Origin of the sequence: Nonomuraea fastidiosa (genome assembly GCF_042751225.1) — a bacterium.
GTDB lineage: Bacteria > Actinomycetota > Actinomycetes > Streptosporangiales > Streptosporangiaceae > Nonomuraea > Nonomuraea fastidiosa.
The window spans coordinates 3,066,962-3,079,878 of the sequence record NZ_CP170570.1 but is presented as its reverse complement, the minus strand read 5'-3'; the positions used below and the strand labels follow the sequence as shown (position 1 = coordinate 3,079,878).

Below are 12,917 nucleotides of genomic sequence, written 5' to 3'. Positions count from 1 at the left end.
GGGCGGCGACGTCCGTCGTCGTCCTCGACGTCGATTATTCGGGAAACTCACGCGGCAGTAGTTGGATATTCGCAAGATCGTCTACGGGACGTATGAAGTTCGGCGATACTCGGCGTATGGCTGAGCTGGACGAACTCGATACGGCGATCCTGCGGGAGCTCATGCGCGACGCGCGGCGTACGAACCGTGACGTCGCGGCGGCGGTCGGCGTCGCACCGACCACGGCGCTCGACCGCACTCGCTCGCTGCGCGACCGCGGCGTCATCACCGGCGCGCGGCTTGAGGTCGATCTCGCCAAGATCGGCCGGGCCGTGCAGGCGCTCGTGGCGGTCCGTGTACGCCCGCCCACGCGGGCCAACATCGAGGGCTTCCGCGAGTGGGCGGCCGGGCTGCCCGAGGTGATCGGCGTGTTCGTGACCGCGGGCAACGAGGACTTCCTGCTGCACGTGGCGGTGCCGTCCAACGATCACCTGTACGCGTTCGTCATCGACCGGCTCACCGAGAAGCCGGAGGTCGCCGACGTACGCACCTCCATCGTGTACGAGCACATCCGCAGCTCGAACCTCTTCCCCGAGAGCGAACCGCGACGAGCGGGACGCGGCACCCCGAGCCGGCGCGGCCCGCGACGCTGACCCGTGCGAGCAGCCTCAGCGGTGCTGCTTCTGCCGCTCCGCCGGATGTGCTCGGCAGGAGGCGGATGGCGAGGCATGACGGCTGACGCACACCTGGCAGCCGGCAGGGCGGGCGCTGGGTCCCGCGCGCGGTGCCCGGGGCCGCGCTGACCGCGTACGGGCCGGACGCGTCGGGCGGCAGGTGGATCGCGGCCGGCCCCGGCAGAGGGGCGCCGGCCGTACGTGTGTCGCGGCTGTACGAGCCGGTGCGGTGAGCGGCCCCTCCCGGGCCTGGACGAACGGTCAGACGGCGCCATCTGCCAGAGCAGGTAGCTATGTTCGACCCGATACCTTGTCGCGCAAGGTATCGGGTCGTACTGTGCTTGTATGACTGAGGATGCCGAGACGATGCCGGGGTCGGCCACCATCGCACGGCTCCGCCGGGAGCTCGCGCGGGGCACGACCGAGCTGGCCGTGCTGTCCGTGCTCAACGTTCGCCGCCGATACGGCTACGAGCTGATGAAGGTGCTGCGCGACGCGGGCGAGGGCGTCCTCGAGGTCAAGGAAGGCACGCTCTACCCGCTGCTGCACCGTCTTGAGGACTCCGGCCACATCGTCGCGACCTGGGAGGCCGAGGGGCGGTCCAGGCCGCGGAAGTACTACGTCATCACCGAGGACGGGCGCGCGTACCTCGCCATGCTGCGCGAGGAGTGGAGCGGCCTCGTCGACGCGATGCGCCAGCTACTCAACACCCTGGGCGAGGTACACGAATGAGCGACGTACGACAGACCATCGACGACTACACCGACAAGGTCGCCCGCCACCTCGTCGGCGCCGAACGCGACAAGGCCAGGGCGGAGCTCGGCGATCACCTGGCGGAGGCGGCGGAGGCCGGCGAGCTCTCCGAGGCGTTAGAGCGGCTCGGCACCCCGGCCGAGGCGGCGGCCTCCTTCGCCGAACTGCGCAACGCCAAGCCCGCCCGCACCGACATCCGCTTCATCGCCGTGCTGATCGACAACCTGCCGCTGGTCGGGATCTCGATCGCGCTGTTCGTACAAGGGTTGATCAGGACCATCGAGGGCGGCAGCGGGTTCACGGTGTCGTTTCCGCCCGCCACGTACTTCAGGTTCGGCGAAGGCTGTGTCGCCTTCACACCCCTGAGGTGCGGCGCGTACGACGACTCCGGCCTCGTCTACACGCTCGGCTTCCCCATCGCGCTCGCCTGGTCGATCATCGGGCTCGGGCTGATCGAGGCGCGCACCGGCATGACGCCGGGCAAGCGCCTGATGAAGCTCCGCGTCGTCACCGAGAACGGGCTGCGCATCCACCCGATCACCGGCATCGTCCGCAGGCTATGCCTGCTGCTGGGGCCGTTCGCGTGGGTGGACTGGGTCCCGGCCGTGTGGGGCGACCGGCGCCGCATCCTCGACCGCCTGACGGAGACCAAGGTCGTACCGGTGGCCGGCGGCGAGAAGTCACAGTGAACGGGCCCTTGCGCTCACGAACGGGGCGGTGGTGGCCTTGGCCACCACCGCGTATGCCGCCTCGCGGAACTCCGCGACCCGCCGCATAGGCTCGTGAACCCTGCGCAGACCCCAAGCGGCAGGCATGGACTGGGCGACAATCGGTGAATGTTCGACTTCGGAGTCCCCGGATACCGGCCGGAGTGGCTGAGCGACCGCCGGGCGATCACGGCCACGCATGGAGCGCGCCTGGCCCGCCTCACAGGACGCCGGCTGACCCGCGCCCTCCTCGCGTGGGACCTCGATGCGGACGAGTGGTTCACGAACTGCCCGATCCTGCTGAACTTCGAGGGCGAACAGGTCGAGATCAACCACTGGAAGTTCGACGAGGTCTCCATCACCTGGAACACCATCGACCCGGAACGCGGCCTGGACTGGCAGGACTTCCACCTCGAATGGCGAGACGACGCGATCGACGAGCTCACCGCGCTGGTGGGACAGCCTTGCACGGCAGTGGAACTGCTGATGCTGCTCAACAGGGACGGCGTCGAGGGCACGATCGTGTCGCTGGGCTTCGGCTTCCCGAACGGCCAGGCGACGATCTGCAACGCCCTCGACGAGAACGGCCTGGAGTTCACACCGCCCGGCGACCGCTACGCGCGATACCGGCTCGAACCGTCCGCCTCGGGAACCTTCACAGTGTCCGGCCCCGCCGGCCACCGCAGATCGCGCCACTCGCCACGCGACTCGCGCTGAATTGTCAGTGCGAGATCGTACGCTTCCCTGCCATGACCGATACTCACACCGTGTCGTTCGACCTGGGCGTTCACTACGGCCAGGCCTACCTTCTCGACGACACCGACGACGCCATGGGCTTCGAGGACTTACCCGATGACCACCCCGAGCACCCGGTCGGGATCCTTCGGGTGGACGAGGGCGGAGCCTTCCTGATCACGGGCCTGCACACCGGAAAGGTCGGCTTCACCGTGACCGTGACCGACCACGACCCGGGGCCGGACACCGAAGGTTACGAGGACATCGTGGAAGTCAGCCTCGAGTCGGAGGCCGCCGGCTGTCCCTGCACGAATGGGGCGGCGAGAACGTCCACGAACTCCCCGCGCTGCCTGCCGGGCCGGGCTGGTACCGGCTCCGCTACCACGCGAAGAACATGGACGAGGCCGCGGAGACCGACACCTCCGACGAAGTCATCGACCGTTATCTCCTCCAGATCTGGCCGCAGGACGAGTCGGAACCGCGCGTGGTCAAAAGCACGAGCAAACAGCTCGCTCACTGGCGCGCACCACAGTGACGCCCAAAAGGCGGCCTGCAAGGACTTCGGACCGCGGTGAACGCGGGGCCGGAGACGTACGACCTTGAATAGCGTTCAGCCGAGCACGGCCACCCAAGCCCGCAACGGCCTGCCCGGCTGAACGCGCAGCAGGCGTAGTCCGGTTAGGCGACAGTACGAACGGCACGGGTTCACGGTCGAGACCGAGGACGAGGCGGACGTGTTCATGCCGGCGTCAGCCGATCCAGGCCGCGCCCGGCGATTGATCACACCCTTCCCGAGGCCGCTTCACGTCTCGCCGAGAGACTTCACGTCCCATGCCAGCCGGATCGTGGGCTTGGTCTGGAGCATGACCGGCTCCCTGAAGTCTTCCTGGAACCACAGCGTCAGCCCTTCATAGCCGGACCGCTCGCGCTCAACCGACAGTCTCCCGAGACGCCGCAGCCGCCCGAGGTAGGCGATCTCCTCGCCGTCCGCGTAGAGGCTGATGTACGCCTCACTCGCCAGGGGGTCGATGGAGCAAAGGACCGATGCCGAGCCCTGGGTCAGGCGAAATGAGTGCAGGCCGACCGGCCAGTGAACGTCCTCGTACTCGCTCTCCGGCTCGTCCTCGAAGAGCCGGATCAGTTCAGCCGGCTCGGGGATCTCCATGACGGGACCCTACGGAGAGCACCCCACGGTTGCTCACCGGCCTCACGGTACTCCGGGCCGGTCCGAGCTCCCATTGACAGATGTCATGCGACACCGATGATCTCCGTCTCTACTGCGCACGCGGCCTCCACGGAAGGATGTGAGCCATGAAGAACATGAAGACCCTCCCCAACTGGAAGTTCGGCCTCCCTTGCGGCCTGGCCATTGGCACAGGGGTCGGCATGGCATCGTCCAACGTTCTCCTGGGCATCGCGATGGCCGTGTCTCTCGGCCTGGCGCTGTCGTACGGGCACGGGGCCCAGCAGACGAAGCCTTCCGCCACCCCTCGTCCGTGAACCCGAGCAGCCGCTGTCCCGCATCACCGACGTCATCGAACACCGCCACTGGACGCTGATCCTGCCGGCCGGTTCGGTGAAAGGCGTCCCGCAGAATCTTGGCGCGGCCGCAGCACCAGGTGCTCGTTCGGCGCGATGAGCGTGATGCGCAGGTCCGCATCTCCGTCCGCGCGCTCGCGTGCCAGCGCCGCGCCCGCCGCGCTCCACACGCCCGCGAAACCGCCTCCAATGATCACAACGTGTGCCATCTCGTCTCTCTCAGTCTCACCCCTGGGGATCCGGGGCGACAGGGAGACAAGACAGCGGGTTCAGATGTGACCGATGTGGGGGAACTTCTCGGGATTGACCAGTCTCCGCAACGTCGTGATCCGCCCGTCGGCGATCTCCACGGTGTCGAGCCAGATCAGTTCGCCACCGTGGTAGGTCGCCAGGGCCGGCTGCCCGTTCACCTCGATGATCTGGAACGCGTCGGGACGCCTCATCTCGATCTGCCTGACCGTCAGCAGGGCGATCCGCTCGGCGCCCTGGACCGGCCTGCGCGCGGCGGTGACCTTGCCGCCGCCGTCTGCGACATAGACGGCATCGGGGTGCAGCAGCTCGACGAGCTCAGTCATGTTTCCCGCGTCGGCGGCCGCCTTGAACGCCTTGAGCAGGCGTTCGGTCTCGGCCTTGGACGCCCGGGGCCGCTCTTTGACCGCGGCGACTCGCGCTCGCGCGCGTGAGGCGAGCTTGCGGCTGGCGGCGGGCGTGCTGCCGAGCACCTCGGCGACCCGGGCGAACGGGAAGTCGAAGACGTCGTGCAGCACGAACGCGACGCGCTCGGCTGGGGTGAGCGTCTCCATGAGCACGAGCATCGCGGTGCTCACCGACTCGTCCATGAGGACCTGAGCGGCGGCGTCGGGCCCGGTCAGCAGCGGTTCGGGGAGCCAGGGTCCGACGTAGGACTCCCGCCGGACGCGCGCCGACTTGAGCACGTTGTAGGAGGCCCGGGCGGCCAGGGTCACCAGCCAGGCCCGCAGGTCGCGTACCCCGGACAAGTCGGCGGCGGCGGCGCGCAGCCAGACCTCCTGCGTCACGTCCTCGGCCTCGGCCACGCTGCCGAGGATGCGGTAGGCCGCCCCGAACACGGCGGGCCGATGCGACCGCCAGTCGGCCTCCGCCAGCGGACCTGTCGGCTCCACCCCCGGCCTCCTGTCCTTTCCAGATCAGCGCTCGACCGCCGAGTCTAAGAGCCCGGCGCCACCTCGGCCGCCGCGACCAGGCGTATCCCCGACCAGGCACTGCCCCTGGCCGGCCTCACCGACCCCGCCGAGCCGGCGACGAAGACGAGTCCCTCGTGAACGAAACGAGGCTGACCACGCCGGCCGCATCAACAAGGGCAAATGGCGCAAGTATGCGCTCCGACGGCTTCGTCAACGCCACTGGCCGGTCGGATGCAGCGCGTGAAGCCCCTCTTGCGCCCCAGGCCGGGCACATGCCCGACCCACGGCTCGCTGTCAGAGATCCATGTTCACGATCTCCGGCACACCGGCAATACCCTGGCCGCCAGCACGGGCGCGTCCACGCCCTCGCTCGGCTCCAAGCGGCTCGACAAGCTGACCGTTCGGGACGTCCAAACCTGGCTGAACAAGCTGCGCCGCTCCTGCCTCTGCTGCGACCAGGGCAAAGACGCCGCACGCCCCGAGCATCACAGCAACCCGAAGCGGCGTCGGCGCTGCTGCGCCATTGGTAAGTGCTGTCGGTCTCTGCCCTCGGAGTGGACGGTTCACGACGCGTACATGACGCTGCGGGCCGCCCTGAGCAACGCCGTACGGGAGGAGACGTTGACCCGCAACGTCGCCGCCAACGTCAAGATGTCGGTGCCGCGCAAGCGCAAGGTCAAGCCCTGGTCCGTCGAAGAGGCACGAGCCTTCCTGGAGTCGGCACGCACGAACAACGACCCGATGTACCCGGCTTACGTCCTGGTGCTCGTCCTCGGGCTGCGTCTGGGTGAAACGCTGGGGCTGCGCTGGGAAGACGTCGATCTCGACCGGGCCGAGATGACGATCGGCTGGCAGCTCCAGCGCGTTGGGGGCAAGCTGCTACACCGCCAGACCAAAACCGACGCGTCCGACGCCACTTTGCCCTTCCCAGAGGTCGTCACGACGGCCCTCCGCGCTCGTCAACGAGCACGCGACACCGCCCGAGAAGCGGCTGGAGACGACTGGCAGGACACGGGGCTCGTCTTCACCACCGCCAGTGGCCGACCGATCGAGCCGTCCAACTTCCGGCGCAGCTTCGCGAACGCCTGCGCCAAGGCGGGAGTCCGGAAAGTTCACGTCCACGCGACTCGCAAGACCTGCGCATCCTTGCTCGTCGCCCTCGACGTCCACCCTCGCGTCGCCATGCAGATCCTTCGCCACTCACAGATCGCAGTGACCATGAACATTTACAGCGAGGTGTCTTCGGAGGAGACGCGCAAGGCACTCAAGCGCCTCGGGGATCACCTAGACCGTTGAGACCGAAGATCGTTGCTGAGGCCATCCCTCTGGGGGTGGCCTTCGCGCAATCTAGGTCCCTCACCGCAGCGATTCCCGATCCTGCTGTCACCAAGCGCTCATAAGGTCATGGCCATGGCGCATGTCGTGATTTGAGTGAAGCCCTACGAGCGAGAAAACCACAACCCGGACACAGAAGGATACAAAGATCTCTGCGGCTGGCACGGGATGACTGAGGAACGGGGTCCGTGTCCGAACGAGCCGTACGCGAGCGTGAAGCTCCGGTACGCGGACTACCAGCCAGTGCAGTCAGCCTGCGTCGAGGCTCTCAAGGAGATCTCACAGCGCTACGGCTTCCCGATCCCCCAGGAGCAGAGCGAGCGTGTCGAGGCAAGTTGATGCTGTAGCTGTATTTTGCAGCTGTACAAGATCGAAAAGGCCACCTCCCGATCATGGGAAGTGGCCTTCTACGTGCAGTGGAGCCTAGGAGATTCGAACTCCTGACTTCCTGCTTGCAAATCGGCCCGATCACCAGGAAAAACGGCTCCTACCTGCGCAGAAAGCAGTCCACAAGTGACCGCGAGTACCCCCTGTTGACCGCTCTCAATGGCACGCTAATGGCACGACGATCACGCGACCCGATCTGCCCAAGCAAGGGGCCCGCGCCCCGCCTCCTGGTCCGCCCCGTCCTCCTCGTAGCTGCCGACCCCCAGGCCGGGGACCGTCGCGTCAAGGGTCAGCGGAGCTGATCGCGCAGCGACGCCGCAGGCGCCCTTGACTCGGCGGGCACGGCCGGGATACTCGGGGCAGCAAGGAGGACAAAGGACAATCGGATTATGAGTCCGACACAGCATCGCCATCGAAACGCCCGCTGCCCTGCTGCTGAGTGGGCAATGAAACCCGAGAAGGTGAAGATCATCCCGCGTATATTCCACGATGAGTCCTATCGGCACCTTCTGTTTACAAGGTGCCCAAACGATCTCCACGGTGGTTCGTGGGCGTTCGCCACCTGGGCTAACGGCATCTTCGCTGTACGCCACCGTTCACCGGTGTTCATGATCGTCTGTTCGGGTGGCTCCCAAGGTGGCTCCCAAATCGCGTTTCCGCCCTCCCTGTAGAGCCGCCGGAGTCCGTACCGTCACCGCAGCAATGATCAACCGGACCCCGGTAACCAGCATGACGGGAAGAAGGAAGAAGAGCCAGACTCCCCATCCCTCCCGATCCGTCACCCAGGCGACCACGAGGGCAACGGCCAGGGCGACAAAAGCAAGCGACAAGTAGACGACCTCGCGTCGAGGGCTACGGGACCTCACAAGGAGAGACGCACCGACGAGGACGACTGGCATCGAATACCAGAGGATTGTCACGAGCAACACGCCGGGCTCCTCGGCTCTCACGAGCACCGTCCGTACGGTGCTCACCCGGATGGTCCCACAGCAAAGTCCGGAGATCAGCCCCATGACCGGTGAGCCAGGGTGAGGAACGAACCCTGGCTCGGCGATCGCCCCCAAGCACGTACGGCGACCAGCCATGCTGTGGCGATCGTAAGGGCTGCATTCGTGCGGCGGCGTGGCAACTTCGGTCGGCGGGTTCGGTCGGTACGGCGGGGCCGGTGTGCGGTGCCCGGCCCGGTGTCCCGCCGCCGTTCGGGACCGGCCCCCAGGCCGCACGCCCGGATGGCGGGCGGGCGGAGGGCCGGGGTACGGCGGCGCGCCGCGCCGCCGCTTGATCCCTATGAGAACAATTCGGCAATGCCCGCCACAGCCAGAGTGGTAGAACGCTCGGTGTGGAGGATCGACGGGATCGCCTGCGGGCGTTGGGTGAGCTGCTGCGGAGATTGCGCAAGCGGGCAGGGCTGACGGGCAAGGAGCTGGCGCAGCGCGCCCAGATCGCTCAGCCCACCGTCTCCCGGATCGAGACCGGCCGGCTGCTTCCCACCCCGGAGACCGTTGAGCGCCTGGTCGATGCCCTGGCACTGGATGAGAACGAGCGGGCAGAGCTGGATGGCCTGCTAGCGCGGCTGCGTGATGAGGTGTCGAGGCTCAAGGGTGGGCTCGCCGGCCGGGAGGCTGCCAACGCGGCTCGGTTGCGTGCGGCTCGGCGGGTGAGGTCGTTCCAGTCGGCCATGATCCCGGCTCTCCTCCAGACGGCCGAATATGCGCGGCTGGCGCTCGCGATCGGTCGGGATGTCGATGAGGAGGACGCGGCCAAGGCGGCGGCCGTGCGTGTGGAGTCTCAGGCGGTGTTGTTCGAGGCGGGCCGGGAGTTCGCGTTCGTGCTGACCGAGGGAGCGGTGCGGACGTGGCCGGGGTCGCCGGCGCTGATGGTGGCGCAGATCGATCGGCTGGTTCAGGTGTCCACGTTGTCGCATGTGCGGCTGGGGGTTGTGCCGTGGACGGTGGAGGCGCCGGCCTTTCCGCTGCACGGGTTCACGCTCTTTGACGACGGCGTGAGCGTGGTCGAGTCCCTGACCGGTGATCTCACGATGACGCAGGCGCATGAGGTGGCGGCACACGAGGAGACCTTCGAGCTTTTCGGCAACGCCGCCGTGTACGGGGACGAGCTGCGGGACTTTCTCGGGCAGATCGCCCAGGACATGAAGGAACTGACAACCCGCTCTCACTAAGGCGCGCATTTATACGTCTAATACCTTGAGCTTGCTGCGATGCTGCTCATACGCTGGGTGCGCGGCGGCGTATAGTCCCCTAGATACCCAGGAGTGTCCCGTGTCAGCTTGGTGCATCTCCCGCTCCTTCCTCGGGTCCACCGTTTCGATCACGGAAGCTCGGCGCTTCGTCACCACGTTCCTCAAGGGCTGGCCGGACGTCGAGACGGCCGAGCTGATCGTGAGCGAGTTGGCCACGAACGCGATACGGCACTCGGCCAGCGGACGGTTCGGCGGTCGCTTCCATGTGACCATTCGCGCCGAACGCCGCCGAGTTTGGATCGGCGTCCTGGACGAAGGTGGCCCCGGCAGACCACAAATCTTCCCCGAGTATCCCGAGCTGGAAGGCGGGCGCGGCCTGCGGATCGTCTCCGAGATGGCGACCGATTGGGGCGTGCTGGGCGACCACAGGGGCCGCACGGTCTGGGCTTCGCTGCACGAAGCGCCGCAGCCTCAGCGCCGGGACTGCTGATGTGCATCTCGCCCCACGTGGGGCTTCCGCAGCCCACCTGCAAAGCCCTCCCCTGGCGGGCGCCTCGTGATGACGGCAGGCAGAGGGTCGTCCAGTGGACATGCGACTGCCAGGAGATCGTGTACGAACTGCGCGAGGCCGCAGGTCAGGGGTTCGTCAGACGGTACGTGCGGGCCGGCAAAGGATGGCGAGTGTCCGACACGTTCCGGATGCGGACCGGCGAAGCGCACGAGGTGTGGCAGGCTCTGTTGTCAGGGCATGCTCGATGAGCCCGCGCGGGGTTCCTCGACGACGCTCAGCAATTCGGGCAGTACATCCCAAAACCGGCGAACCGCTTGAATGCGTACCGTCGAGGGGGATAGACGCCATTCTGTCTAGGGGCCTAGACTCATCGGCAATGATCCGAGGGGGACCATTGCCATCGAACGACGTGGAGCGGATCGCCGCGATCGAAGATCCGTATCAACTGCTCAGAGTCGCCACCGAGCGCCTGAACGCCGCGCAGCAGGAGGTGACCGAGCTGTCGCGTCTTCGCCGGCGGGTCATCCAGGAGTTGCACGCACAGGGCATGTCGTACGCCCAGATCGCCAAGGAAGCCGGCCTCACCCGGGGCCGCATCCACCAGATCCGCCACACCGGCCCTGCCCCTGAGGGAGCGTTCTTCGGCCAGGGGACGATCACGCTCGTCACGCCCCTCAAGCGCGAGGCCCGGCAGGCACGCCCTGTCGTGGCCGTCGAGGACGTCGCGGCGGCGAAGCGGCTGGAGGATCTGGCGCGTGGGTTCGATCTGGCCGTGGAGCTGGAGCACGTACCCCTCGGCGGCGAGATCGACCTGAACCGGCCCAACCTCGTGGTGATCTGCGGGCCACGACTCTCGACGGTCATGGGCGAGCTGTACGAGCGGGACCCGGTGCTGGAGTGGGTGAAGGAGGACGTGTGGACCCTTCACGACACCCGTACCGATGAACGCTACCGATCGGGCTCCGACGACGACCCCGCACGGCCGGTCGACTACGCCTACCTGGGACGGCTTCCTCGCCCTGACGGGGCCGGCAACGTCCTGGTCTTCACCGGCATCCACCCGCAAGGGACGCTCGGCGTGGTCCGGCTCCTGCAAACCGAGCTGACGGCGCTGTGGGGTCAGGTGGCGGACAAGCCGTTCTCGACCATCGTGGCCACGGAGTACGCCCCGGACAGCGGGGAACCCGTGAAGGTCGAACTCGCCAGTCCGCTCTACCGGCACGAAGAGGAGTGAGCATGCGCGTCGCGCTGGCCACCGAGGCGGCACCGGGACGTCCCAATGAAGACTTCGCCGCCGTGACCGCGGACGCCGCAGTCCTCCTCGACGGGGCTGGAACACCCCCAGGCTCGGAGTCCGGCTGCTCGCACGGGGTCGCGTGGTACGCGCGCACCCTCGGCTCCTCGCTGCTGGCCGCTATGACGCAGAAGCCGAACGAGACCCTGCCCGAGCTGCTGGCAGGCGAGATCAAGGCGGTCGCCGGCCTGCACGAGGACACCTGCGACCTCGCCCACCCCGGCTCGCCCTCGGCGACCGTGGTCATGCTCCGCCGTACGGACGACGCCCTCGAATGGCTCGTCCTGGCCGACTCCAGCCTGATCCTCGACACGGGCGGCACCACAGACCCGATGGTCATCTGCGACGACCGCGAAGCCCAAGTAGGCGCCCGCTACCGCAAGGCCATGGACGCCCTCGACTCCGGCACCCCCGAACACCAGAAAGCCCACCGCGAATACGTCGAGACCCTGCGCGCCCACCGCAACCGCGACGGCGGCTTCTGGGTGGCCGCGACCGATCCCCTCGCCGCCGACCAGGCCCTCACCGGGACCGTCCCCCAGGAGGCCGTGCGCACGGCGGTCCTCCTCAGCGACGGCGCATCCCGTCTCGTCGATCGCTTCCACCTCGCCACCTGGCGGCAGACCCTCGACCTGCTCGACCAAGAGGGACCGGAAGCGCTGATCAGCCGCGTACGCGCCGCCGAACACAGCGACCCCACCGGAGCCCGCTGGCCACGGGGCAAGACCTTCGACGACGCCACCGTGGTCACGCTCTCAATGCCTTGAAACAGCAGAAACCGCCACTCGATCCATAACCGCTCGGCATTTTTGAGACCGACTCCGTTTACCCCCCTAGACAGTCCGGGAACACCGTCCGTATCTTCGTTTGCATAGCCCCCTAGACAGTTCGTCGAGCAGGACACCTGCCACTGTCTAGGGGGATTGACAGAAGGGACGCCACATGGCACTCCAAGGACCGATCCCGGTCACGTTCGAAATGGTCTTCCCCCACGGCTGCTACCTGGTCGGGGAGGTCGAGCAGGTCAAGGACTTCGACGCCTCCACCAACGGCCGGTTCGTCCAGGCACGCGACAAGGCCACCGGCGAACCGGTGTGGCAGGTCGCCGTCGTGGACGCCGACCCGACGCTCAAGCCCGCGCAGAAGACGGTGGCGGTCAAGATCCTGTCGCCGGTTCAGCCGGCCTGCCCGGCTGCGGTGCCGGGGATGCCGTTCACGCCGGTCGAGTTCGACCACATCACGGTCACGCCGTACGTCAACCAGGTCGGGCGGCTGGCCTACTCCATCCGGGCCCGCGAAATGCGAGCACCGGCCCCGCGCCGTACGGCCAAGCAGGCCCCGAGCGCAACGGACGCGGCATGAGCGGGCGGCGGCAGGCTCGGCCGACGAGCGTGATCACCATCAACACCGCCGAAGGCGCGGTGGCCGAGAACCACTCCTATCAGCTCAGAACGCCGGTCCTGATCATCCGGTTCGGCACCACGCAGGTGCAGATCGCCACTGCCCAGGCGGACCGCGTCACGGCTGCGGAAGTCGAGTTCGCCCGGCAACTGGCCCGTGAAGCGAACGACTTCGCCCGCAGCGTGGAGCGGACCTTTCGCGGCCGGCGGTCGGCCTGACATCCAGCGGGGCCGCTGGAA

At 67.5% G+C, this 12,917-nt stretch carries 16 protein-coding genes; 14 read left to right on the top strand and 2 right to left on the bottom strand.

Annotated features, from left to right (window positions below):
• The first annotated feature begins 116 nt into the window (after positions 1 to 116).
• From ACFMQL_RS14060 to ACFMQL_RS14040, 5 genes are all read left to right on the top strand, one after another.
• The gene (locus tag ACFMQL_RS14060; protein ID WP_364061443.1) at positions 117 to 632 is read left to right on the top strand and encodes an Lrp/AsnC family transcriptional regulator; all 516 of its coding nucleotides are present in this window, start codon (positions 117 to 119) and stop codon (positions 630 to 632) included.
• Between the two features lie 366 nt (positions 633 to 998).
• The gene (locus tag ACFMQL_RS14055; RefSeq protein WP_364061440.1) at positions 999 to 1,385 is read left to right on the top strand and encodes a PadR family transcriptional regulator; all 387 of its coding nucleotides are present in this window, start codon (positions 999 to 1,001) and stop codon (positions 1,383 to 1,385) included.
• Complete coding sequence (locus ACFMQL_RS14050; RefSeq protein WP_364061437.1) at positions 1,382 to 2,095, top strand: RDD family protein; 714 nt, start codon at positions 1,382 to 1,384, stop codon at positions 2,093 to 2,095. Before ACFMQL_RS14055 ends, ACFMQL_RS14050 begins: the two co-directional genes overlap by 4 nt.
• Positions 2,096 to 2,242: 147 nt before the next feature.
• A complete protein-coding gene (locus tag ACFMQL_RS14045) occupies positions 2,243 to 2,830 on the top strand; it encodes a hypothetical protein (RefSeq protein ID WP_364061434.1) in 588 nt (195 codons plus the stop codon).
• Between the two features lie 50 nt (positions 2,831 to 2,880).
• Positions 2,881 to 3,423 carry a hypothetical protein gene (locus ACFMQL_RS14040; protein WP_378785859.1) on the top strand — a complete coding sequence of 181 codons (543 nt, stop codon included), beginning with the start codon at positions 2,881 to 2,883 and terminating at the stop codon, positions 3,421 to 3,423.
• Positions 3,424 to 3,650: 227 nt separating this feature from the next.
• Here the strand turns inward: ACFMQL_RS14040 and ACFMQL_RS14035 are convergent, their stop codons facing one another.
• A complete protein-coding gene (locus ACFMQL_RS14035) occupies positions 3,651 to 4,013 on the bottom strand; it encodes a hypothetical protein (RefSeq protein WP_378785858.1) in 363 nt (120 codons plus the stop codon).
• A 146-nt stretch (positions 4,014 to 4,159) separates the two neighbouring features.
• Between ACFMQL_RS14035 and ACFMQL_RS14030 the strand changes: the two genes are divergently transcribed.
• Positions 4,160 to 4,348 carry a hypothetical protein gene (locus ACFMQL_RS14030; protein WP_364061425.1) on the top strand — a complete coding sequence of 63 codons (189 nt, stop codon included), beginning with the start codon at positions 4,160 to 4,162 and terminating at the stop codon, positions 4,346 to 4,348.
• A gap of 308 nt (positions 4,349 to 4,656) precedes the next feature.
• Here the strand turns inward: ACFMQL_RS14030 and sigJ are convergent, their stop codons facing one another.
• Positions 4,657 to 5,529, bottom strand: coding sequence for an RNA polymerase sigma factor SigJ (gene sigJ, locus ACFMQL_RS14025; RefSeq protein WP_364064723.1), 873 nt, complete (start codon positions 5,527 to 5,529; stop codon positions 4,657 to 4,659).
• Between the two features lie 261 nt (positions 5,530 to 5,790).
• On the opposite strand from sigJ, the gene xerC reads away from it, so the two are divergent.
• The 8 genes from xerC (at position 5,791) to ACFMQL_RS13985 (ending at position 12,896) form a co-directional block, all read left to right on the top strand.
• Entirely contained in the window at positions 5,791 to 6,846 is a 1,056-nt protein-coding gene (gene xerC, locus ACFMQL_RS14020) for a tyrosine recombinase XerC (RefSeq protein ID WP_378785857.1), read from the top strand.
• A 135-nt stretch (positions 6,847 to 6,981) separates the two neighbouring features.
• Positions 6,982 to 7,224, top strand: a complete 243-nt coding sequence (locus ACFMQL_RS14015; protein ID WP_378785856.1) for a hypothetical protein — start codon at positions 6,982 to 6,984, stop codon at positions 7,222 to 7,224.
• Positions 7,225 to 8,611: 1,387 nt separating this feature from the next.
• Positions 8,612 to 9,451 (top strand): helix-turn-helix transcriptional regulator, encoded by an 840-nt coding sequence (locus ACFMQL_RS14010; RefSeq protein WP_364064708.1) that lies wholly within the window; start codon positions 8,612 to 8,614, stop codon positions 9,449 to 9,451.
• A 100-nt stretch (positions 9,452 to 9,551) separates the two neighbouring features.
• Complete coding sequence (locus ACFMQL_RS14005) at positions 9,552 to 9,962, top strand: ATP-binding protein (protein ID WP_364064705.1); 411 nt, start codon at positions 9,552 to 9,554, stop codon at positions 9,960 to 9,962.
• 415 nt (positions 9,963 to 10,377) lie between these two features.
• Complete coding sequence (locus tag ACFMQL_RS14000) at positions 10,378 to 11,217, top strand: sigma factor-like helix-turn-helix DNA-binding protein (RefSeq protein ID WP_364064702.1); 840 nt, start codon at positions 10,378 to 10,380, stop codon at positions 11,215 to 11,217.
• Between the two features lie 2 nt (positions 11,218 to 11,219).
• Entirely contained in the window at positions 11,220 to 12,044 is an 825-nt protein-coding gene (locus tag ACFMQL_RS13995) for a protein phosphatase 2C domain-containing protein (protein WP_364064700.1), read from the top strand.
• Between the two features lie 175 nt (positions 12,045 to 12,219).
• The gene (locus tag ACFMQL_RS13990) at positions 12,220 to 12,639 is read left to right on the top strand and encodes a plasmid replication, integration and excision activator (RefSeq protein ID WP_364064697.1); all 420 of its coding nucleotides are present in this window, start codon (positions 12,220 to 12,222) and stop codon (positions 12,637 to 12,639) included.
• A gap of 29 nt (positions 12,640 to 12,668) precedes the next feature.
• Positions 12,669 to 12,896, top strand: coding sequence for a hypothetical protein (locus ACFMQL_RS13985; protein ID WP_364064694.1), 228 nt, complete (start codon positions 12,669 to 12,671; stop codon positions 12,894 to 12,896).
• The last annotated feature ends 21 nt before the right edge of the window (positions 12,897 to 12,917 follow it).